Genomic DNA, 20,737 nt, shown 5'->3' with positions numbered 1-20,737 from the left:
CAATGACAAGTACAAGTGCAAGTACAAGTACCGGTATCGCAGGGCACGTTGACGTCCTGACGGGTTCGTACACAGCCGACACGGGTGGTGAGGGCGTCGGCCTGACCGCGCTGCGGCTCACCCCTCAGGACGGTGGTCTGAGCGTGGTGGACGCGGTGGCGGCGAGCGGCGCCTCCTTCCTGGCCGCGCACCCGACCCTCCCCGTCGTCTACACGACGCACGAGTCGACGCCGGGTGCGGTGAGCGCGTTCGCCCTGCGGGAGGGCGCGGCGCCCACTCCACTGGGAGCACCCGTGACCAGCGGAGGCGCGAACCCGTGCCACCTGACGGTCCACCCGAGCGGCGGCTTCCTCCTCACCGCCAACTACGGCACGGACACGCTGCCCGGCACGGTGGCCGTCCACCGCCTGGACGCGAACGGCCGGCTCTCGGACCTCACGGACGTGGTCGAACACAAGGGTTCGGGCCCGGTGACCGGCCGCCAGGAGGGCACCCACGCCCACCAGGTCCTCGTCGACCCGGCGGGCCGCTACGTCCTGGCGACGGACCTGGGCGCGGACACGGTGTTCACGTACCAACTCGACGTCGTCACCGGCAAGTTGAAGCCCGTGGCGGCCTCGCAACTCCGCCCGGGCTCGGGCCCCCGCCACCTCGCGTTCACCCCGGCCGGCGACCTGGTCCTCAGCGCCGACGAACTCTCCTCCACGGTGACGTGTCACCACTACGCCGCCGAGACGGGCACCCTGCACGAACTGTCCCGGGTGCCGGCGACGGCCGTGGCGGACATCCCCAACCAGCCCGGCGGCATCGTCACGTCCGCCTGCGGCCGCTACGCCTGGGTCACCAACCGGGGCGCGGACACGGTCGCGGCGTTCCGCATCACGGGCACGGCCCTCGAACCCCTCGGCGAGGTCCCGAGCGGGGGGAGTTGGCCCCGGGGGCTGACTTCGGCGCCCGGGCAGCTGCTGGTGGCGAATCAACACAGCGGAACGGTGGCGGTGTTGCGGGTGTCGGGGGACGGGACGTTGGGGGAGACGGGGGTTGTGGTGAGGGTGGGGTCGGTGGTGTGCGGGCTTGTGGTGTGAGCGCAGCGGCGCGACGGCGTGCTCCGGTCGGCTCAGCCGAAAACAGCTGGTTCACGTCCCGTCCCGTGCCTGAGAATTCTCGGTGTGACAGACACGGAAGCCACCGACGAAGAGACGCCCGAAGGGCTGCTGGGCTGGTGCCTGGTGGCCAACGTGTCGCGGGAGACCACGCACGGCGAGGACGGTCTCGACATCCAGCACGGCACGAAACACTTCCCGGTGGGCGCCCTGCTGTGGATCCCGCCCACGATCTGGGACCCCGGCCCGGGCCGCTGGCGCGCGGTCGGACGGCACCGGGGCAACGGCCGCCGGTACGTCAACATGGTCGTGCACGCTGACGACTTGGAGAACTTCCGGGTCAAGGGTGTCTACAGCGAAGGTCTCGTCCGCAGCCTCAACGGCCGCCGCCACGACCCGGCCGCCCCGCGGACCCTCCAGGACCCGTGGACTCGCGAGCGGGCCCAGAGCTGGGCGGACGGCCGGAACGACCTCCGGGAGAGGATCGTCATCGACGGCCGGCGCCACCCGCAGATCCGCGTCCCCAACCCGCCGCCTGCGGAACTCGCGGTCGGCGGCGAGATCCTGCACCTCGCCCAGTACGGCATCAGGGGACCCCACTACAGCCGCATGCCTCCACCCGTGGAATGGGTTCCCGAGACGTGAGACGTGACGTGGCGACCATGGGCGACAGCCCGCCGAGGGAACTCATCTCCCTCGCCGACGACGAGGGGAACAGCGTCGCGGTCAACGTGCTGGGACACGACTCCAGTTGGGCGCCCGGGCTCGACGCCGAGATCGTCGTCAGGACACCCTTCGTGTCCGGCCGTACCGACCTGGTGCTGTACCTGGCGAAGCTGGAGGCCTGGGCCGCCGCGCTGGACCGGCTCGACGCCGGTGAGGACGTGGCGTGGATGGAGATGAGCAGGGGGCCGTCGATCCGGATCCACCTCACCGGCGAACGCGACTGCCCGGAGGTGGTCGTGGAGGACGAGTCCGGTTCCATGGTCACCGTGCGGGTCCCGATCGTCCCGCCCGACGACTGGATCGCCGATCACCGCCGGCGGCTGCGCGAGGTGATGGACCACTGGGTTCCGATGCTGTCGGAGTAGGGCGACGGACGCCCGGGTGATCAAGCACCGAAGGATACGGGACCCCTCACCCGCGGAACCTCACGTCAAAGCGGCAGGTCGTCCGGCAGTACGCGGAACGCCTTCTGGCTGCCCAGCGGACGTACCGCACGGAAGTCGCGGCGGTCGAGGGTGAGGATCGCGTCGGTGTCGTAGTCGGCGGCCAGTGCCACGTTCACCGCGCCGGCGAGGTCGAGGTCCAAGTCGCGGTAGCGGAGACGGACCGACCGCGCGGCGGCCAGGTGGTCCTCCGTGATCTCCGGAACGACGACCCGGCCGCGCCGCATCCAGCGGCGGATGTGGTCGACCGCGCTGAGGGCCGCCTCGCGGCCGAGTTCCCGCGTGGCGACATGGTCGAACTCCGCGAGCAGAAGCGGGGACATGACGAGCAGGCCCGCGGCCATGATGGCCTCGTTGGCCGTTCCGTGTTCCGGGTGCGTCGAGTCGAGGGCCGCCAGCAGACCGGAGGTGTCCGCGACGACGATGATCACGCGGCGTTTCCGGCGTCCGTCTCGCGGCGGACCGCGTCCGCGACCGTGTCACGGACCTCCGTCTTGGGCAGCGTACGGCCCGGCCCTTCGAAGGTGCGCGAGAACAACGGCTCGTCCCAGACCCGGTTCGCCATGGCCGCGAGATGGATCCCCTGGCGGATGATCTCCGCCTCGCTCACCCCGCGCCGCGCGGCGGCCTCCTTGATGATCGCCAGGTCCTCTGGATCGGCGTAGACGTTGGTGCGCTTCATGGATATGTACCGAGAGTAGTTCATGTACCAGATTGATGTATGGGCATGGAGGTGGTCACCCACGTCCGTCCACCCCCGACAGCACCTCCGCACAAGCCACCGCACAAGGCCAGACCGCCGCCCCGACCTCTTCCGCCGACCCCGCGCAGTCCCGCCGCAGCCAGTCCATGACCGTGCCCAGGATCGCGCCCGCCAGGAATGCGGAGACCGGGTCCGTGGTGTCGGTCTCCACCGGCAGCCCCCGGCTGGTGCGGGCCGCGAGGGTGATGCGGTGGAGGAGGTGGTTGATCATGCGGGCGCTGCCCTCGTCGCAGAGGAGGGCGCGGTAGAGGGGGGCGTGGGCGGCGACGTGGGTGAAGAGGGCGGGGAGAGGGTTGGGCAACGGGCTGCCGTCCGGGGCGAGTTGGCTGCGCGGGATGGGCTCCGTGGCCACCAACTCGTCGTACGTCGCGGTGCATGCGGCGACCGCCAGGTCGTGGACGTCGGCGTAGTGCTCGTAGAACGTCGAGCGGTTGACGCCGGCCCGCTTGGTGAGGTCGGCGACGGATATCTGGCGCAGGTCCCGTTCGGTGACCAGTTCGCGCAGGGCGACTTCGAGGGCGGCGCGGGAGCGGCGGACGCGGGGGTCGGGGAGGCCGTGGCGTTCAGGGGGTTGCGCTGGCATGCGGCAACAGTATTCTCTCCAACACCTGATGGTTATCCGGCAGTTGTTGGATAAGACAGGAGACCCCGCATGGCTACGTACGTTCTCGTGCACGGCGGCAGTCACGGTGGATGGTGTTATCAGCGCGTCGCGCGGATCCTGCGCGCGGACGGTCATGAGGTGTACGCCCCGACACTGACCGGACTCGGCGAGCGGGCGCATCTGCTCGGGCCCGGTGTCGATCTGGACACCCACATCACCGACGTCACCCAACTTCTGCGCTACGAGGGGTTGTTCGACGCCGTTCTCGTCGGGCACAGCTATGGCGGGATGGTGATCACCGGTGCCGCCGACCGCGCCCTCGACCGTGTCGGTCATCTCGTCTATCTGGACGCGGCCACGCCGGCGAACGGGCAGTCCCTCGCCGATGTGGCACCGGAGTTGATGGCCGCCTCCCGGGCGATGGGGAGGGTCGTCGACGGCGTGGAGCTGGTGAACTTTCCGGGTGAAGGGCCCATGCCCCACTACGGGTTGACCGATCCGGACGACATCGCCTGGCTGGCGCCGAAGATCACGCCCCATCCGTGGAAGTGCTTCGAGCAGCCGTTGCGGCTGAAGGACGAGGCGGCGGTGCGCGCGCTGCCGCAGTCGCAGATCGTCTGTACGTCGACCCTGCCCTTCCGCGATCCGGCGGACCTCGAACCGGCGCGTGCGGCCGGGCGGTTGTGGGACATCGACACCGGCCACGACCTGATGGTCAGCGAACCGCAAGCCGTCGCCGACCGTCTCGAACTGATCGCCGCGACTTGACGGTCAGTCACATTACCGAAACGTAACCTACCGACAGGTATCACGAGTAACTTACCCGCAGGTAAGTTCCAGGCGAACCACTTTCCGGCGGCGCCGGCGCACACACGTGGGACGCGTGTGTGCGCCACCGTGCCGCCGCTTCCTGACGGCCGCTCCACAGGAGGTTCGCCATGCCCGCACGCCAACGGCGCCTGCTCGGCGCCGCGTTCACCGTCGTCGCCTGTCTCGGGGCCCAGGCCCTGGTCACCGCCACCGCCGCCACCGCCTCGGACGAGGTCGTGTCCAGAGGTGTCACGATCCCCGCGTTCTACAACCCGCCCGCCACCCTGCCCGCCGCGAACGGCGCCCTCGTCCGCAGCGAGCCCCTCCCCCTCGCCCTGAGCCTGCCCGGCCTCGACGGCCCGCTCCCGGGCACCGCGACCCGGCTGATGTACAAGTCCACCGACTCGGGCGGGCAGCCCGTCGCCGTCACCGGCGCCTACATCGAACCCTCCGCCGACTGGTCCGGCAGCGGCCCGCGCCCCCTCGTCGCGGTCGCCCCCGGCACCGTGGGACAGGGCGACCAGTGCTCCGCGTCGATGGGCCTGGAGCATCCCCTCGTCTTCAACAGCCAGACGGTTTCGGTCGGTTACGAGGATCTGTCGATCTACCGCCTGCTCGCCGAGGGCGTCGCCGTCGTCGTCACCGACTATGTGGGCCTCGGTGCCACGGACCGGCTGCACACCTACGTCAACCGGATCGACGAGGCGCACGCGGTGCTGGACGCCGTACGCGCCGCCCGTTCGCTCGCCGGAACCTCGGTCACCGCCGCCTCACCGGTCGGGCTCTACGGCTACAGCCAGGGCGGCGGGGCGACCGCGGCGGCCGCCGAACTCCAGTCCTCCTACGCCCCCGACGTCACCCTCTCCGGAACCTACGCGGGAGCCCCGCCCGCCGACCTGACCGCGGTCACCAAGGCCATCGACGGCAGCGAACTCGCCGGTGCGCTGGGCTGGTCGCTCAATGGGTTCCTCCAGTCCGACCCGGAGCTGAAGCCCCTCGCCGAGGCACACCTCAACGACGCCGGGAAGGCCGCGCTCACCGATCTGTCGACCATGTGCGTGGGCGACGCGCTGCTGGGCTACGCCTATACGAAGAGCACCAGTTGGACCACGGACGGCCAGTCCCTCAGCAGCATCATCGCGGCAACTCCCGCGTTCCAGGCCTTCGTCGACGAACAGCGCATCGGCACGCTGAAACCGTCGGGGCCCGTCCGTCTCGCGACCGGCGTCAGCGACAACCTCGTCCCGCACGCCCAGGCCCGCCAACTCGCCGTCGACTGGTGCGCGAAGGGCGCCGACGTCACGTACAAGGCCGTCGTCCTGCCCAGCGTCGGCAGCGCGCTCGTCAACCACTTCGCACCCCTGCTCACCGACCAGGGCGACGCCATCTCCTGGCTCACCGACCGCCTCGCCGGCCGGCCGGCCACCTCCAACTGCTGGACCATGCCCGTACAGCTCTGAGACCGGAGGCACAGAGTCCTCGCCGGCGGGGTCCGGGCAGACGCGACGCACGGCCCCCGCCGGTAACTCGACTCCCCCATACGAGAATTACGTTTCCGTCTGTTGACAGTGTCATGCTCATTCACGCTAGGCTCCCGGCGACCCGCACTCCCCTACGGCTTGCCGGAGTCCCCCCATGCCCGAGCACACCTCCCCCCGCCCCACCCCCACCCTCAGCCGCCGCGGTCTGCTCGGCGCCACCGCACTCGGCGCGGTCGCCCTGACAGGCGCCGGCCAGACCCGCGCCGCCGCGGCCTCAACCCCCGCCGCTGTCACGGAACTTCGCGAACGGGCCGTCGTCGTCGGCACCGGTTTCGGCGGTGGCGTCACCGCGTTACGGCTGGCCCAGGCCGGGGTCTCCACCCTGGTCCTGGAGCGCGGACTGCGCTGGCGGACCGGCCCCAACTCGACCACGTTCTGCCGCTTCGCGAACATGGACAACCGCTCCGCCTGGCTCACCGACCACGCCATCGTCGGCGGCGTCGACAAGACCTGGACGCCGTACACGGGCGTGCTCGAAGCCGTCGTAGGAGACGGCATGACCGCGATGTGCGGAGCGGCGGTCGGCGGCGGCTCGATCATGTACCACGGCATGACCCTGCAGCCCACGAAGGCGGACTTCGCCACCTCCATCCCCGAGGCCGCCGCCCTCTACGACGACCTCAACCTCTGGGCCTACCCCACGGTTTCGCGGATGCTGGGCATCTCCACCATCCCCTACGACGTCCTCGCCTCCGACCCCTACAAGTCCTCCCGCCTCTTCCAGGACGTCGCACCGAGAGCGGGCCTGACCCCGTTCAAGGTGCCGCTGCCCATCGACTGGGCCTACGTCCGCGGCGAGTTGGCGGGGCTGTACGACCCGACGTACACCACCAGCGACATCGCGTTCGGCGTCGACAACGGCGGCAAGCACTCCATCGACGTCACCTATCTCGCCCAGGCGGAGTCCACCGGCCTGGTGCAGGTGGCGCCGCTGCACGTCGTGCGCGACCTCGCGATGGACGCGAACAAGAAGTGGGTGCTGTCCGTCGACCGCATCGACACCGGCGGCGCGGTCCAGGAGAAGATCCGGATCACCGCGGACGCCGTGTTCCTCAACGCCGGCTCGCCCGGCACCACCCGCCTGCTGGTCAAGTCCCGTGCCAAGGGCCTGGTTCCGGACCTGCCCGACGCCATCGGCACCAAGTGGGGCAACAACGGCGACCGGATCTGGGCCTGGATCAACCCGTCCGGCGACGCGGGCACCCAGCAGGGCGGCCCCGCCTGCGTCGGCGGACGCGACCCCGACAGCAGCATCCCGCTCACCGTCGTCCACGCCGGATCACCCATCCAGCAGCCGGGCGTCACGGCCCTCACCGTCGTCGGCTTCGGCATCGTCGACGGCGCGGGCACCTGGGCCTACGACGCCGACACCGACGACGCCCACCTCACCTGGCCCGCCGACGCCGACGCCGAACTCCAGGCACTGATCGCGGCCAAGATGCAGGACATCGCCACGGCGGGCGGCGGCATCATGATCGACACCAATGCCCAAGCCCCGTCCACCTGGCACTCGTTGGGCGGTGTCCCGATGGGCGACGCCGTCGACCTCGCCGGCCGCGTCCTCGGACACAAGGGCCTCTACGTCCTGGACGGCGCCCGCATCCCGGGCTCCACCGGCGCCTGCAACCCGTCCATGACGATCGCCGCGCTCGCCGAGCACAGCATGCGGACGATCGTGCAGCAGGACCTGGGCCGGGTGTTCTGACCTCAGGCCCAGGTCACCGGGAGCGCGCGCAGCCCGTACACGATGTTGTCCTGGTTGTACGTGAGTTGGTCGGCGGGGACGGCGAGGCGCAGGCCCGGCAGGCGGCGGAACAGGGTCGTGAGGACGGTCTGCAGTTCCACGCGGGCCAGGGTCTGCCCCAGGCACTGGTGGATGCCGTAGCCGAAGGCGACATGGCGGCGCGCGTCCCGGGTGAGGTCCAAGTCATCGGTCTCACCGAAGAGTTGGCGGTCCCGGTTGGCCGTGGAGAGCATGCAGATCACTCCGTCCCCGGCCGGGATCGTCACCCCGCCCACCCGCACGGTCTCCGTCGCCGCCCGCCCCAGGCCCAGGTGGATGATCGTGAGGTGGCGCAGCAGCTCCTCCACGGCACCTCGGACCAGGCCCGGGTCGGCGCGCAACAGGCCCAGCTGGTCCGGGCGTCGGAGCAGCGCGAGCACGCTGACGGCCGTCATGTTCGCGGTGGACTCGTGCCCGGTGACCAGCAGGAGGAAGCCGAGTGACGCCGTCTCCTGGTCGGTCAGGTCCTCGCGGGCGGCGAGCCGGCTGAGGATGTCGTCGGCGGGGCGACTCCGCTTCCGGGCCGCCAACTCCGCGAGATAGCCCATGAGTTCGGCGTGCGCCCGCTCCGCCTCCGGCCGGGTGGTGCGGTTGTCGAGCAGGGTCCGGCTGAGCGACTGGAACAGCTCATGGTCCTCGTACGGCACCCCGAGCATCAGGCAGATGACCAGCGAGGGGATCGGCAGCGCGAAGTCCGCCACCAGGTCGGCCGAGGTGCGGCCCTCGGTCATGCGGTCCACGGCCCGGTCGACGATGTCCTGGATGCCCGGGCGCAGTTCCTCGATCCGCTTGACCAGGAAGTCCTTGCTGACCATCCGGCGCAGCCGGGCGTGCTCGGGGTCGTCCATGCGGATGAAACTCGGCTTGGCGGTGGCCAGTTCACGCTGCCCGGCGGAGAGGAAGGGGAAGCCCGGTGTGCGCGCGTCGGCGCTGAAGCGGGCGTCCGCCAGCACGGCCCGGACCTCGTCGTAGCCGGTGACCAGCCAGCACGCGGTGCCGTCCGGCAGCACGGCCCGGGTGACGGCGGCCTCGCGGGCGGCGGCGGTGTAGGCGGGCGGCGGGGAGAAGGGGCAACTGCCGTAGGGAGCGGGGAGGTTGGTGGCGGTGACGGTCGTCATGGGAGGGCCGGCTCCTCGTCGTCGACCAGCGTGATGGCGCCACTGGGGCACAGGTCGGCGGCGAACCGCACCTCGTCGGCGTACCGCCCGTCCGGGTCCGCGACGAGCAGGGCGACCCGGCCGTCCTCCTCGTCCTGCTCGAACACCTCGGGAGCCGCGCCGACGCACTGCCCCGCGCTGCAACAGCGTTCCCGGTCCAGGAGCACGACGAGAGCGGGCTGCTGGTCGGAGGGGGTGCGGAGGGTGTTGAGCGTGGCGCACATGGTGGCGGTCTGGCCCGCCAGGACCAGCAGCTCGACGAGTTGCCCGGGGCTGAGGAATCGGGCGAGGCGGCTCCAAAGTCCGTCAGGAACAGGTGAGTTGACGGCTAGCAGGTCGGCCGCCTCCAGGAGGGCGCGATCCTCGCCCGCCCAGGCACGGGTGTCCAGGTCGGCCGCCGTCGCGTCGATCTCCGTGTCCGTCAGCCCGGCGTCCGCGGCCGGGGTGCGGTGCCGCCGGTGGACGTAGGGCGCGTCGAGCCGGTGGGCGACGCGCAGGACGATCAGCTCGCGTCGGCGGTGGCCGAGGGTGCCCTCGTGGGTGAGGACGCGGGCGAGGGAGAGCCAGGCGTGGGCCAGGACGGGGTGGTGGGCGAGGGTGCCGAACAGGTTCTCCCGGCCGGGGCCGTCCCGGTGGGAGTCGGCGAGCAACGACCGCAGGACCGGGGGCCATTCGGCGGGCGGGAGGGGAGGGATGCGGGGGGTGCGAGTCGTGGTCATGGTGCTTTCACCTTCGTACGATGCCGTGGACCGGGGAGTCGGCGTGGTTCACCAGCGGGCGACGACCACTCCCGCGCTGGCCCCGCTCGCGAAGCCGAACATGCCGACCAGGTCGCCGCGTCGAAGTCGTCCGGCGTCGAGGGCGGCGGCCAGTTGGAGAGGGATGGTGTTGGTCGCGACGTTGCCGTGGGTGGGAAAGGTGGCCAGGACGCGGCCCGGGTCGACGCCCACCCAGTCGCAGACGACCTTGGTGAACGGCACCGAGGGCTGGTGCACACAGACGAGGTCCAGGTCGTCGCCCGAGAGGCCCAACTCCCCCAGCGCGCCCCGCACTTTGCCCGGCAGTCCATCGAAGGAGCCCACCAACTGGGCGGAGTCGATGCGGAGATGGCCGAGCCTGCGGTGCTGCGCGTACGGGTTGGGCAGGGTGGCCGCCCGCCAGCCCCAGGAGTTGGCGAAGAACCGGGAGCCGAGGATGCCGGGCCGTTCGCCCGCCTCGACCAGCAGCGCCGAGCCCATGTCGCCGGTGCTGAGGCTGGGCAGCGCGGTCGGCAGGTCGGCCGGGTCGTCCACCTGCCAGCGGCTCTCCCGGGTGCTGACCTCGGCGGAGGTCACCAGCACCCGGCGGTACCGGCCGCCCCGGATGAACGCGTCGGCCACCTCCAGCGCGTTGAGGACTCCGTTGCAGGCGTTCTTCAGGTCGAACACCGGGCAGCCCAGGCCGAGTTTGTCGGCGACCACATGGGCGGTGGCAGGCTCCTCCATGTCGGCGAGGATGCCGGCGTAGAGGAGCAGGTCGATGCCGGCCGGGTCGGTGCCGGTGTCGTCGAAGAGGCGCCGGGCCGCGTGCGCGGCGAGGTCGGAGGGCTGCTCCAGGTCGTCGGCCACGGTGCGCTCGGCCAGCCCGTACATGCGCTGGAGCACCCCGCGCGCCAGCGGCACGGCGGGGCTGCCCGCCCGGAAGCGGTCCTCCACCGCGGCCACGCTCTGCCGCCCCTCGGGGATGTGGACGGTGGCGTGAACGATCGTGCTGTGAACGGTCATTGATCCTTCCTGTGTCAGGTCCGTCAGTCCTCAGCCCCCGGCCCTCGGCCCTCAGTGCTCGCCGGTGAAAAGCAGCACGACGTTGTGCCCGCCGAACCCGAAGGAGTTGCTGACGGCGGCCCGGACGCGCTGTCGGCGGGGGAGGCCGGTCACGCAGTCCAGGTCGTAGGGGAGGTTGTCCGGGGTGAGGTTGGCGATCGGCGGGACGGTGGAGCGGTGCACGGTGAGGGCGGTGAGCGCGGCCTCGACCGCGCCGGACGCACCGAGACCGTGCCCGAGAACTCCCTTGGCGGCGGTGACACTTGGCCGGTGCGGCAGCACCCGCTCGATCAACTCGGCCTCGGTCAGGTCGTTGAGCGGGGTCGAGGTGCCGTGCGCGTTGACGTGGTCGACGTCTCCGGGACCGATCCCCGCCTCCGCGAGCGCGGCCCGCAGCGCGGCCTCGGCGTGAACTCCCCCCGGTGCGGGGGCGGTCGGATGGAACGCGTCGGAGGTCTGGCCGACGCCGGCTAGCCGGGCGTAGCGCCGCTGTCCACGGGCACGGGCGTCCGCCTCCCGTTCCAGGACGAGGACGGCGGCCCCCTCGGCGATCACGAACCCGTCCCGGTCCGCCGCGAACGGCCGTGAGGCGGCGCCGGGTTCACCGACACGGGACGACAGCGCGCCCATCCGCTGGAAGCCGGAGGTGATCACCGGGGTGACGGCCGCCTCCGCGCCGCCCGCCACCGCGATGTCGCACAGCCCGGCGAGCAGCAGCGCGCGGGCCGTGGCCAGGGCACTGGCTCCGGAGGCGCAGGCGCTCTCGGTCGCGAGGGAGGGACCGTGGGCGCCGAGGTCCAACAGGACCTCTCCGGCGGCCATGTTGGAGATCAGCATGGGCACGAGGGCGGGCGACACCAGTTCCGGGCCGCCCTGGTGGTGGCGGACGGTCTGGTCCTCCAGGTGGGCGGCCCCGGCAAGACCGGAGCCGATGACCACGGCGACCCGGGCGCCGTCCCACCCGGCGGGGTCGAGCCCGGCGTCGGCGACCGCCTCCCGCGCCGCGAGCACGGCCAGCTGGCTGAAGCGGCCCATGCGCCAGGCCTTGCCGCCGCCGATCCGGGCCTGTTCCGGGGTCATGAGCGGGATACGGCAGGACAAGTCGACGGCGCAGCCCTTGAGTTCGGGGTCGGTCGCGGCGGTGGAACGACCGCTGAGGACCCCCTCCCAGGTCGCCGCGCGGCCGACCCCGGCCGGGGTGATGAGCCCCAGGCCGGTGACGGAGACGGGTGCGCAGGGTGCTTTCATCACGCCCGCTTGGCGTTCAGCGTGGCCACCAGCTCACCCACGGTGCTGTGCCGGGCGGCCTCCTCCTCCGCGACCGGGACCCCCAGCGCCTCCTGGAGCGCCAGGGCGAGTTCGGCCAGCGCGAGGGAGTCGAGGTCGAGGCTCTCCAGGGTGGCGTCCGGGCGGATGTACTCGGGGCTGACCTCGAACTTCTGGGTGAGTACGGCGGTCACGGCGGTCTGCACGGGGGACATGGCGTTCCTTTCGACGGGTGAACGGAGCGGCGCGATCGGGGCACTTGACCTGTTTCGCGGTACGCGGACAGCAAGCACCGGCGGACGGGTGACAGCGGGGCCGCCCGCGGACGGGCGAGGTCTCAGACGGCCGGCATCGGCACGGCCGGGTCGGCACCGTCGATCCCGGGCACGGCCGGCAGCTCCGGCCAGACCAGGGCCGCCGAGCCCCAGGTGAGCCCGGCGCCGAAGGCGGTGAGCAACACCCGTTGCCCGGCGTGGAGTTCACCCCGAGCGGCGGCGTCGGCGAGGGCCAGCGGAATCGAGGCGGCGCCGGTGTTGCCGACCCGGGCGATGTTGGTGACATGCCGGTCGTCGGACACGGGGACGCGGGCGCCCACGGCGGACAGGATCCGGGCGTTGGCCTGGTGGGCGCAGAACCGGTCGATGTCCTCGGCCGCCCAGTCCGCGCGCTTGAGCACGGTGTGGGCGGACTGCGTCATACGGGTCACCGCATGCTGGAACACGTCGTGTCCCCGCATGCGGAAGTAGCGGTCGTCCGGGCCGAATTCACCCGGGCGGGAGCGTTCCAGCGCGCCACCGCCCGGCACCTGGATCAGGCCCTCGCCCGAGCCGTCGCTGCCGAGGTCGAGGGCCAGCACCGCGCCCGGCTCGTCCGATGCGCCGCGCCGCAGTACGGCCGCCCCGGCGCCGTCACCGAACAGGATTCCGGCGGAGCGGTCCAGCGGATCGAGGAGCGTCGAGTACACCTCGGCCGCGACCAGCAGGACCCGGTCGGCACACCCCGAGGTCAGGGCGCCGACGGCGGCGGCGAGGCCGTAGACGAATCCGCTGCACGCGGCGGACACGTCCCAGGCGGCGACTCCGCCGAGGCCGAGGCGGGTGGCCAGTCGGGGTGCCATGGCGGGCATCGGCCGGTCGGGGGTGGAGGTGGCGACGATGACGGCGTCGACCAGCGGTCGACCACCATCCACCGGCGACCGGTCGGCGGCCGAGAGTGCCCGGCCGGCCGCCTCCAGCGCGAGGTCGCCGGTGGTCACTCCCGGTGCCGCGCGCCGCCGTTCGCCGATGCCGGTGCGTCTGCGCACCCAGGCGTCGTCGACACCCCACGCGGCGGGCAGAGCGTCGTTCGCCACCGCCTCCGGGGGGACGAAACCGGCGATGCCCTCAAGCACGGCCGTCCGCGACGGCGTCAAGAGGGGGGCTGCGCTGGGCAGTCGGTGGGTCACACACGCCTCGTTCGTAAGTGATCTTGGACGAGCGAGCACGACTGTAGATCGGATCAAGATCGGGCCGGGAACGTGACACGGCTCGAACACGCAAGCCAAAATGCCCTCCCCACCAGCAAAAACGCAGCTCAGCGGCCGAAGTGAGGAAACGTTACGCCCGTTATGCCGTCCACGGATCACCCGAAAGAGGACGGCCGGTGACGCCGTTCGGCACACAACCGCCCCGGAGGACACGCCAGTTCACCGGGTCGGGTGACGGCGCTGGGACAATGGGCCCATGAGCATCGTCAAGATCAACGTACTCACCGTCCCCGAAGAGCAGCGCGAGACGCTGGAGAAGCGGTTCGCGAACCGCGCCGGGACGGTGGACGGTTCGGACGGCTTCGAGTGGTTCGAGCTGCTCCGGCCCGTCGAGGGCACCGACACCTACCTCGTCTACACCCGCTGGCGCGCCGAGGAGGACTTCCAGAACTGGATGTCCGGCATGGGCCAGTCCGCCCACCGGGGCGCACCCCAGGAGGGCTCCGCACCGGCCGAGCGCCCGAAGCCGGCCGCGACGGACGCCACGCTGTGGACCTTCGAGGTGGTCCAGCAGGCGGGCCCCAAGCAGGACTGAGGCGGACTACCGCGCCTCCCGCACCGCCATCAGCTCGTGGAGGACGCGGGTCAGGTCGTCCGGTGCCGCCGCGAGACGCACCGGGCGGCCCCCGTCGTCGAGTTCGGCGATGTGCCAGTCGCCTGGGACGGTGTCGCCGTCGCCGCCACGAACCCGCCGTACGGCGCTGACGGTGAGCCGCTCCACCGGGATCCGGCGGGCCGCGAACCGGCCCGGCCCCGGGGTCACCGCGGGCGGCCCGTCGCCGAGGGCGATATGCGTGCCGAAGCCGTGCGGGTTGTAGTCGGTGTGTTCGAGGAAGCGTGCGGACACGAACACCTCCCCGTCCAACTCGCCGAGTTCTACGGCCCGTTCGGCCTCATCGGCAGGGCGGACCCGGGTCTCGCGCCAGGCCCAGGTCAGCAGCGCGGCCGAGCCGAGCGTGCCCGCCGCCGGCCAGCCGATCGTGATGGGTGAGGCGAGCAGCGTCGTCGGGTGCAGGTAACACAGCGGCACCAGCCACAGGGCCGTACCGGCGAGGGCGAACCCGAACGGCAGGGCGGAGGGCAGGACTTCGTCGTCGGGCAGCCGCCGCCCGCGCACCCGCTGCACGGTCAGCGCGCCCGGGTAGCCCGCGGCGAGGGCGGCGAGGGCCGACATGGCGGCCAGGGTGCCGGCGTTCGGGACGTGCCGGTGCCAGACGTACCGCGAGCCGGTGACGACCCTCACCTCGCCGCGCCAGAAGGTCAGTTGGACCTTGTCACCCGCGCGGAAACCGTCGGCGGCCTCGACCGGGACCTCAAGGCGCGCGAACGGCCGGTCGTCGGCGAAGTACAGCCAACTGCTCTTCCTGGGCCGGTTGGGATCGGTCCGCGCGATGACGGCCGAGGTGTAGGTCAGACACTCCCGGCGGTCCGCGGCCGGGGTCGCGGCGGTGCACGGGACGGCCGCGCGCCAAGCCCGCTGGTCGGCCGCGGTGTCCGACACGAACGCAGCGGCCACACCCGCGCCCACCAGCAGCAACGCGCACCAGACGACCGCCGCCCCCGCCCAGCCGCGCCCGGCGGTGCGGTCGGAGATGACGGGGACGGTCACCGACTCCGGGACATCGACTCCGTAGCGCTGGTGCAGCGCACGGAGTTCGGCCAACTGCGCGTCGAACTCCGCGAGTTGAGTGGCACCGGCGGCCGGCAGGAGCAGCGTGACGCTGTGCCCGTCCCGCAGCAGCACGCTGACGCGACGACTCCGCCCGCCGCCCCACGCGCTGTTGCCGCGGCTCAGCCGTACCCGCAGCTCGGCGACCTCGTGCCACGGCACGCCCCAGTTGCGCAGCAGCGTCCGGGACCGCAGTCCGTACGCGTCGGCGCTCACCCGGGCGGTGACCAGGTACAGCGACACGAGACCGAGGAACACGAGCGACCCGCCGCCGGTCAGCCACAGTACGTCCGGGCCCCCGTACACCGTGCCCAGCGCGGCCACGACGACCCCCGCCGTCCCGAGTCCGACCCCGGACCACAGGCCACGAGCGGCGGGCACACGGCAGATCACCACGTCAGGGTCACCGGTCATACCCGACACTCTGGCACCGCCCGCACGGCAAGCGCTTGTGCATTCTCCGGCAACCTTCCGACCTGCCGCACTGCCCGGAGAAGGCAAGAACATGGCGTTCCGCCGTGACACGGCGGAACCGGCCCGTACCTCCTAGCGATGGTTGTCATTGATCCGCGGACGGTTTCATGAATTCGCGCTGAATCACGGCTGACGTTTCACACCGGGACAACTCCCGTGCGAAAAGGCGCACAACCAGGCTCAGGAAGGGAGGGTCGTACGCGATGTCGGAACCCGAACTCCTCGGAATCCGCCAACTCCCCATACGTTTCACGGAGGTTGTGCGATGCCCTCTCGTCCTCTCGGTCGCCTCGTCACCCTGGCCCTCGGCGCCGGTCTGGCCGCGCCGCTGTTCCTCGCGGGGACGGCCGGCGCCGCCACCGCTCCGGCCACCGCCGCGCTCGGCAACGGCGGCAACGAGGTCCTGTACACGGCCGCCGCCGGCCAGGCCAACAAGGCGGTCGTCACCGCGACGCACACGACCGGAACCGACAAGATCACCTACGTCATCGACGACGTCGTCACCATCAAGCCGGGCACCGGCTGCGCCTACCCCACCGCCGCGGACCACACCAAGGTCTCCTGCACGGTCACCATGCTGGACAGCCAGGACCCTTACCCCACCGTGCAGTTGACGCTCGGCGACGGCAACGACACCCTCACGTACCACAACAGGACGGCCCAGACGTACTACTTCGCCGCGACCGATCTGGGCGCGGGCAACGACAAGTACACCGAGGACGGCGGTGTCGACGGCGACTACGTCTCGGGCGGCACCGGCAACGACACCCTCACCCTCGGCAAGTACTCGGTGGGCTGGGGCGAGAACGGCAACGACACCCTCCACGCCGGCGTCGAAACCATCGCCCAGGGCGGCAACGGCAACGACACGATCACCACCGTGGGCGCCGCGGCCGACGGCGGCACGGGCAACGACGTCATCACCGGCGGCGCGGGCGGCCAGAGCCTGACCGGCGGCGCCGGAAACGACAGGATCAGCGGCGGCGCCGGGAACGACCACCTCTACGGCGGCACGGGCAACGACGTTCTCCACGGCAACGCCGGCGCGGACACCCTCTACGGCAACTCCGGCAACGACACGCTGTGGGGCGGCACCGGCACGGACGTCTTGTCGGGCGGGCCGGGCCACAACGCCGTCCACCAGAACTGACGTACTTCTGCGCCGACTTGGGCCGGTCTCAGGACGTGAAGGTGACCACGGCGCGGGCCGGTGACCGGAGCGCGGTCTGGAACAGCGTGGACCGCTCGACGGTGACGTCGACGCGGGTGCCGTTGGCGGCCGTCACGTGGTACTCCCAGACGGGGATCCGCAGGGAGGTGCCGCACAGGCCGTCCGGCAGCGCGACCTCCGGCTCCCCCGTCTCTCCTTTGTTCCCGTACTTCTGGTCGAACAGGTCCTTCCCCTCCGGGAGGATGCCCGCGCGGTGCAGATAGTCCGGTATCCCGCGGCTCAGGAACGTGACCTCGACACTGCCGTTGCGGGTCAGATAGTGGATGTCGGAGGCGTCGGCCGGAAGGGTCGCGCCTCCGGCGTCGATCGTGTGCGGCAGCCGCAGATCGCTCCCCGCACACGCCCGGGCGTCCCCGAACGGATGGAACAGCTCGTCCCGGAACAGCCAGGTCCCGCCGCCGCCCACCGCCGCGAGCACGACCGCCCCGATCCCCAGCCACACCGGCACCCGCCGTCGCCCGGCAGCCTCACTCATCAACGCCCCCTCGTCGTGGTGATCGCGAGCCTCCCAAACAGCGCGCGTACACGACAACCCCATAACTCCTTTCCCACCTGTCACAGGCATGCCATACGCTGCGCATAGCAGCCGCGCCCCGCGCGTCACCGCGACTATCGTCCGCGGTCACGTCCGGGTGTTGCGCGGCGCTCTCAACTCCCGGTCTCCAGACCGGTTTTCCTTGTGGGGGGAACAGCACGTGCGGATGCGCAGCATCTCCACCGCGACAGCGCTCGCGGTTCTTTTCGGCTCGGCGGCGCTCAGCGTCGTAGCGACGGGTACGGCCTCGGCGGCCACCGCCACCATCACCTCGCCCGGCGGCCTCGTCGCCGACGACGCCCTCAAGCGGGTCTTCGTCGGCGACACCTCGGCCGGCACGGTCGCGGCCACCGACTACTCGGGCACCGTCCTCGCCTCGGTGGGCGGCATCGGCTCGGTCACCGACCTGACCGTCTCCGACGACGGCGCCACCGTGTACGCGGCGGTGCAGAACACCCACGAGATCGTGGCGATCGACGCGGCCACCCTCGACGTCAAGACCCGCTACGCGATCCCGACCGACACCGGCCCGCGCCACATCGCGTTCGCCGGCGGCAAGGTGTGGTTCACCTACGGCGACCAGTGGGACGGCGACCTCGGCTCCGTCGACCCGACGGTGGACCCGGCGAGCGGCACCGACCCGGTGACGATGGCGCAGTTCCCGAACTCGGGCACCTCCGTCGACATCTGGGGCGAGGCCCTGCTGGACACCGACCCGCTGCGGCCCGAGGTCCTGGCCATCGGCGAGACCGGCCTCTCCACCGACTCCATGGCCGTGCTCGACGTGTCGAGCGGCACGCCCGCGCTCACCGCCTGGCACCACGGCGACTACACCCTGAACAACGGCATCGGCGACATCGACCTCGTCGCGGGCGCCGGCCAGGTGCTGGTCAACGGCAATCTCCTGGACGCCTACGCGGACGGCAAGTTCACGCAGTCCGGCACCCTCCCTGCGGGCCAGCAGGCCGACATCTCCCGGGTCGGATTCGTCGCCCAGGTCGACGGCAACAAGATCACGACGTACCGGCCGAGCGCGACGAAGCCGATCCGTACGTACACCGTCGGTTCCTACGGCACGGCCGCCCTGACCTGGGCGCCCGACTCCTCCCGCATCTTCGCGCTGGTCGGGACGTCCACCGGCAAGTACAGCCTCAAGGTGCTGACCGACCCGGACAAGAACGTCCCGACCCTCACGGTCAACGCCCCGACCTCCGCGACCCGCGCCAAGAAGCTCACCGTCACCGGGAAGATCTCGGCCACGGTCGCGCTGCCCGCCGGGGTGAAGCTCCAGGTCACACGCACCGACCTGGAGTCCCCGAAGGGCAAGGCACTGCCCGCCGTCACGGTGCAGGCGAACGGCACGTACTCCTTCGCGGACACCCCGCCGGCCGGCGGCACGGTCACCTACAAGGTGTCCTACGCCGGCGACTCCGGGCACGCGGCGGTCAGCGCCTCCGACAAGGTCTCCGTGTCCCGCACGGCCACCAGCCTGAGCCTGAACAACAACGGCAAGCTGTACTCGTACGGCGCCGACGTGAAGTTCACCGCGCACCTCGGCAAGACCTACAAGAACCGCACGGTCGCGATCTACGCGGACCCCTTCGGCGCCGACAAGCCGAAGAAGCTGGTCAAGACCGGCAAGGTCAACTCCAGCGGCAACCTCACGGTGACCGTGGACATGACCCGCGACACCGCCGTCTCCGCGGTCTTCGCCGGTGACGCGCGCTACGCGGCCAAGACGGTGAAGGTCACGGCGTACGCCAAGGTCAAGGTCTCCACCGCGATCAGCAAGCACTACAAGACGGCGAAGATCGGCTCGACGTCGTACTACTGGTTCCACAAGAACACGGCGCCGATCGTCACCACGACGATGACCTACTACGCCAACCGCCAGGAGCGGCTCGACCTGCAGGTCTACTACGAGGGCCACTGGTACGACTCCGACTCCGAGTACTTCGGCCTCGCCACGAACGGCAAGGTCGCGGTGAACCTCGGCGCACCCGGCCAGTCCGGCATCAAGGCCCGCATCCGGGCCGCCTACATCAACGGTTCGTCCGGTGACAACGTCAACTCGACGACGTACAGCGGCTGGAAGTACCTCTACTTCTCCAACTAGCCTTTTTCTGACGCCTGTTCACCAGGTGTAGGGCAGCTCCGCCGCGACGACCGTGGGTCCTCCGGCGGGGCTGCTCACGTTTGCGGTCCCGTCGAGGGCGGCGATACGGCGGCGCAGGCCGAGCAGTCCGGTGCCGTCCGCCTCCTCGGCACCGCCCTTTCCCTCGTCCCGCACGCACACCGTCAGCCCGTGCGGCACCCGGGCGAGCCGGACCTCCGCACGGTTCGAGCCGCTGTGCTTGACCGCGTTGGTGAGCGCCTCGGCGACCAGGAAGTACGCGGCGGCCTCGACCGCCGCCGGAGCACGCGGACCGGTCGCCAACTCCTCAACATCCAGGGCGACTTGGAGCCCACTGCCGGCGGCCAGCGCCTGTACGGCACCGGCGAGCCCGCGGTCGGTGAGGATCGGCGGGTGGATACCGCGCACCACGTGCCGCAACTCCGTCAGCGCCTCCTCCGCCTGATCCTGCGCCTGCGCGAGCAGCCGCCGGGCGGCCTCCGGATCACCGCCGCCGTCCCGGTCGTAGGCCCGCTTCGCCAGTCCGATCCGCATCGACAGCGCGACCAGCCGGGCCTGCGTCCCGTCGTGCAAGTCCCGCTCGATACGCCGAAGTTCGGCCTCGTGCGCGGCGATCACTCCGGCCCGGGTCTCGGCGAGTTCCTCGACGCGCTCGGTGAGCAGTGCCTTCGGAGACGGCTTCAGCAGGGCCGTCGACCAGCGCGCGTCGAGATCCGCGAGCCGCCCGAGCAGCGGCAGGACCAGCGCCCGGCGCCGCAACAGCCCGCACCACACACCGTCGACGGGCAGTCCCACGATCCACAGCGGAACGGCGAGCAGCCCGAGCAGCCCGTACGCGTACTGGGCGAGCATCCACCGCAGGTCCCGGAACGTACCGGGATCACGCACCGCCACGACGAACCGCTCCCGCAACGGCCGTCCGTCCAGCGGCCGGTACGCCTCCGCGATCTTCCGCCCGCTCCACCCGGCGACCTGCCGCCGCCTGGCGCCCGCGATCCGGCGCACCAGCAGCACCGCCTCGGGCAGCATCCAGGCACCGACGACGAACAGCGTCCCCATGGCCGCGATCAGCAGCGCGGTGACGAAGAGATACGTCCCGAGGGTCATGGCCACACCTCTGGCCAGTTGAACCGTCGCCCGCGTCGCCTGCCGCACTGTCGTACCCATGCCC

21 protein-coding genes are annotated in these 20,737 nt (G+C 71.3%); 9 read left to right on the top strand and 12 right to left on the bottom strand.

Going from position 1 to position 20,737, the window contains the following annotated elements:
- Positions 1-2 precede the first annotated feature (2 nt).
- The 3 genes from ACIBJH_RS21215 (at position 3) to ACIBJH_RS21205 (ending at position 2,194) form a co-directional block, all read left to right on the top strand.
- Entirely contained in the window at positions 3-1,085 is a 1,083-nt protein-coding gene (locus ACIBJH_RS21215) for a lactonase family protein (RefSeq protein ID WP_399118378.1), read from the top strand.
- 84 nt (positions 1,086-1,169) lie between these two features.
- Complete coding sequence (locus ACIBJH_RS21210) at positions 1,170-1,748, top strand: hypothetical protein (protein ID WP_399118377.1); 579 nt, start codon at positions 1,170-1,172, stop codon at positions 1,746-1,748.
- Positions 1,745-2,194, top strand: coding sequence for a DUF5959 family protein (locus ACIBJH_RS21205; RefSeq protein WP_399118376.1), 450 nt, complete (start codon positions 1,745-1,747; stop codon positions 2,192-2,194). Before ACIBJH_RS21210 ends, ACIBJH_RS21205 begins: the two co-directional genes overlap by 4 nt.
- 65 nt (positions 2,195-2,259) lie before the next feature.
- Here ACIBJH_RS21205 and ACIBJH_RS21200 read toward each other — a convergent pair whose 3' ends face one another.
- The 3 genes from ACIBJH_RS21200 to ACIBJH_RS21190 are packed head-to-tail and all read right to left on the bottom strand — an operon-like array spanning position 2,260 to position 3,618.
- On the bottom strand, positions 2,260-2,703 hold the full coding sequence (locus ACIBJH_RS21200) for a type II toxin-antitoxin system VapC family toxin (protein WP_399118374.1): 444 nt from the start codon (positions 2,701-2,703) through the stop codon (positions 2,260-2,262).
- Positions 2,700-2,960, bottom strand: coding sequence for a CopG family transcriptional regulator (locus tag ACIBJH_RS21195; protein WP_399118615.1), 261 nt, complete (start codon positions 2,958-2,960; stop codon positions 2,700-2,702). The genes ACIBJH_RS21200 and ACIBJH_RS21195 overlap by 4 nt, the downstream gene beginning before the upstream one ends.
- 49 nt (positions 2,961-3,009) lie before the next feature.
- Positions 3,010-3,618, bottom strand: a complete 609-nt coding sequence (locus ACIBJH_RS21190; protein ID WP_399118372.1) for a TetR/AcrR family transcriptional regulator — start codon at positions 3,616-3,618, stop codon at positions 3,010-3,012.
- Between the two features lie 69 nt (positions 3,619-3,687).
- On the opposite strand from ACIBJH_RS21190, the gene ACIBJH_RS21185 reads away from it, so the two are divergent.
- From ACIBJH_RS21185 to ACIBJH_RS21175, 3 genes are all read left to right on the top strand, one after another.
- On the top strand, positions 3,688-4,407 hold the full coding sequence (locus tag ACIBJH_RS21185; protein WP_399118371.1) for an alpha/beta fold hydrolase: 720 nt from the start codon (positions 3,688-3,690) through the stop codon (positions 4,405-4,407).
- 170 nt (positions 4,408-4,577) lie between these two features.
- Complete coding sequence (locus tag ACIBJH_RS21180) at positions 4,578-5,909, top strand: lipase family protein (RefSeq protein WP_399118370.1); 1,332 nt, start codon at positions 4,578-4,580, stop codon at positions 5,907-5,909.
- Between the two features lie 175 nt (positions 5,910-6,084).
- Positions 6,085-7,695, top strand: a complete 1,611-nt coding sequence (locus ACIBJH_RS21175) for a GMC oxidoreductase (RefSeq protein ID WP_399118369.1) — start codon at positions 6,085-6,087, stop codon at positions 7,693-7,695.
- Between the two features lie 2 nt (positions 7,696-7,697).
- On the opposite strand, the gene ACIBJH_RS21170 is transcribed toward ACIBJH_RS21175, so the two are convergent.
- The 6 genes from ACIBJH_RS21170 to ACIBJH_RS21145 form a co-directional block, all read right to left on the bottom strand.
- A complete protein-coding gene (locus ACIBJH_RS21170; RefSeq protein WP_399118368.1) occupies positions 7,698-8,891 on the bottom strand; it encodes a cytochrome P450 in 1,194 nt (397 codons plus the stop codon).
- A complete protein-coding gene (locus tag ACIBJH_RS21165; protein WP_399118367.1) occupies positions 8,888-9,649 on the bottom strand; it encodes a ferredoxin in 762 nt (253 codons plus the stop codon). Before ACIBJH_RS21165 ends, ACIBJH_RS21170 begins: the two co-directional genes overlap by 4 nt.
- Positions 9,650-9,697: 48 nt before the next feature.
- The gene (locus ACIBJH_RS21160; RefSeq protein WP_399118366.1) at positions 9,698-10,693 is read right to left on the bottom strand and encodes a 3-oxoacyl-ACP synthase III family protein; all 996 of its coding nucleotides are present in this window, start codon (positions 10,691-10,693) and stop codon (positions 9,698-9,700) included.
- Between the two features lie 51 nt (positions 10,694-10,744).
- On the bottom strand, positions 10,745-11,980 hold the full coding sequence (locus ACIBJH_RS21155; protein ID WP_399118614.1) for a beta-ketoacyl-[acyl-carrier-protein] synthase family protein: 1,236 nt from the start codon (positions 11,978-11,980) through the stop codon (positions 10,745-10,747).
- Positions 11,980-12,213 carry an acyl carrier protein gene (locus ACIBJH_RS21150; RefSeq protein ID WP_399118365.1) on the bottom strand — a complete coding sequence of 78 codons (234 nt, stop codon included), beginning with the start codon at positions 12,211-12,213 and terminating at the stop codon, positions 11,980-11,982. The genes ACIBJH_RS21155 and ACIBJH_RS21150 overlap by 1 nt, the downstream gene beginning before the upstream one ends.
- 122 nt (positions 12,214-12,335) lie before the next feature.
- A complete protein-coding gene (locus ACIBJH_RS21145) occupies positions 12,336-13,442 on the bottom strand; it encodes a beta-ketoacyl-ACP synthase III (RefSeq protein ID WP_399118364.1) in 1,107 nt (368 codons plus the stop codon).
- A 277-nt stretch (positions 13,443-13,719) separates the two neighbouring features.
- Between ACIBJH_RS21145 and ACIBJH_RS21140 the strand changes: the two genes are divergently transcribed.
- On the top strand, positions 13,720-14,058 hold the full coding sequence (locus ACIBJH_RS21140) for an antibiotic biosynthesis monooxygenase family protein (protein WP_399118363.1): 339 nt from the start codon (positions 13,720-13,722) through the stop codon (positions 14,056-14,058).
- A gap of 6 nt (positions 14,059-14,064) precedes the next feature.
- Here ACIBJH_RS21140 and ACIBJH_RS21135 read toward each other — a convergent pair whose 3' ends face one another.
- Positions 14,065-15,606, bottom strand: a complete 1,542-nt coding sequence (locus ACIBJH_RS21135; protein WP_399118362.1) for a PH domain-containing protein — start codon at positions 15,604-15,606, stop codon at positions 14,065-14,067.
- Between the two features lie 325 nt (positions 15,607-15,931).
- Between ACIBJH_RS21135 and ACIBJH_RS21130 the strand changes: the two genes are divergently transcribed.
- Positions 15,932-16,816: a calcium-binding protein gene (locus ACIBJH_RS21130; RefSeq protein WP_399118361.1), complete on the top strand. Its 885-nt coding sequence runs from the start codon at positions 15,932-15,934 to the stop codon at positions 16,814-16,816.
- Between the two features lie 28 nt (positions 16,817-16,844).
- On the opposite strand, the gene ACIBJH_RS21125 is transcribed toward ACIBJH_RS21130, so the two are convergent.
- Positions 16,845-17,372 carry a hypothetical protein gene (locus ACIBJH_RS21125; RefSeq protein ID WP_399118360.1) on the bottom strand — a complete coding sequence of 176 codons (528 nt, stop codon included), beginning with the start codon at positions 17,370-17,372 and terminating at the stop codon, positions 16,845-16,847.
- A 226-nt stretch (positions 17,373-17,598) separates the two neighbouring features.
- Here ACIBJH_RS21125 and ACIBJH_RS21120 point away from each other — a divergent pair, with 226 nt between their 5' ends.
- On the top strand, positions 17,599-19,548 hold the full coding sequence (locus ACIBJH_RS21120) for a YncE family protein (RefSeq protein ID WP_399118359.1): 1,950 nt from the start codon (positions 17,599-17,601) through the stop codon (positions 19,546-19,548).
- Between the two features lie 18 nt (positions 19,549-19,566).
- On the opposite strand, the gene ACIBJH_RS21115 is transcribed toward ACIBJH_RS21120, so the two are convergent.
- Entirely contained in the window at positions 19,567-20,733 is a 1,167-nt protein-coding gene (locus ACIBJH_RS21115) for a histidine kinase (RefSeq protein WP_399118358.1), read from the bottom strand.
- Between the last annotated feature and the right edge of the window lie 4 nt (positions 20,734-20,737).

Origin of the sequence: Streptomyces sp. NPDC050548 (assembly GCF_044457385.1) — a bacterium.
Taxonomy (GTDB): domain Bacteria; phylum Actinomycetota; class Actinomycetes; order Streptomycetales; family Streptomycetaceae; genus Streptomyces.
This window is presented reverse-complemented; position numbering and strand designations above follow the sequence as displayed.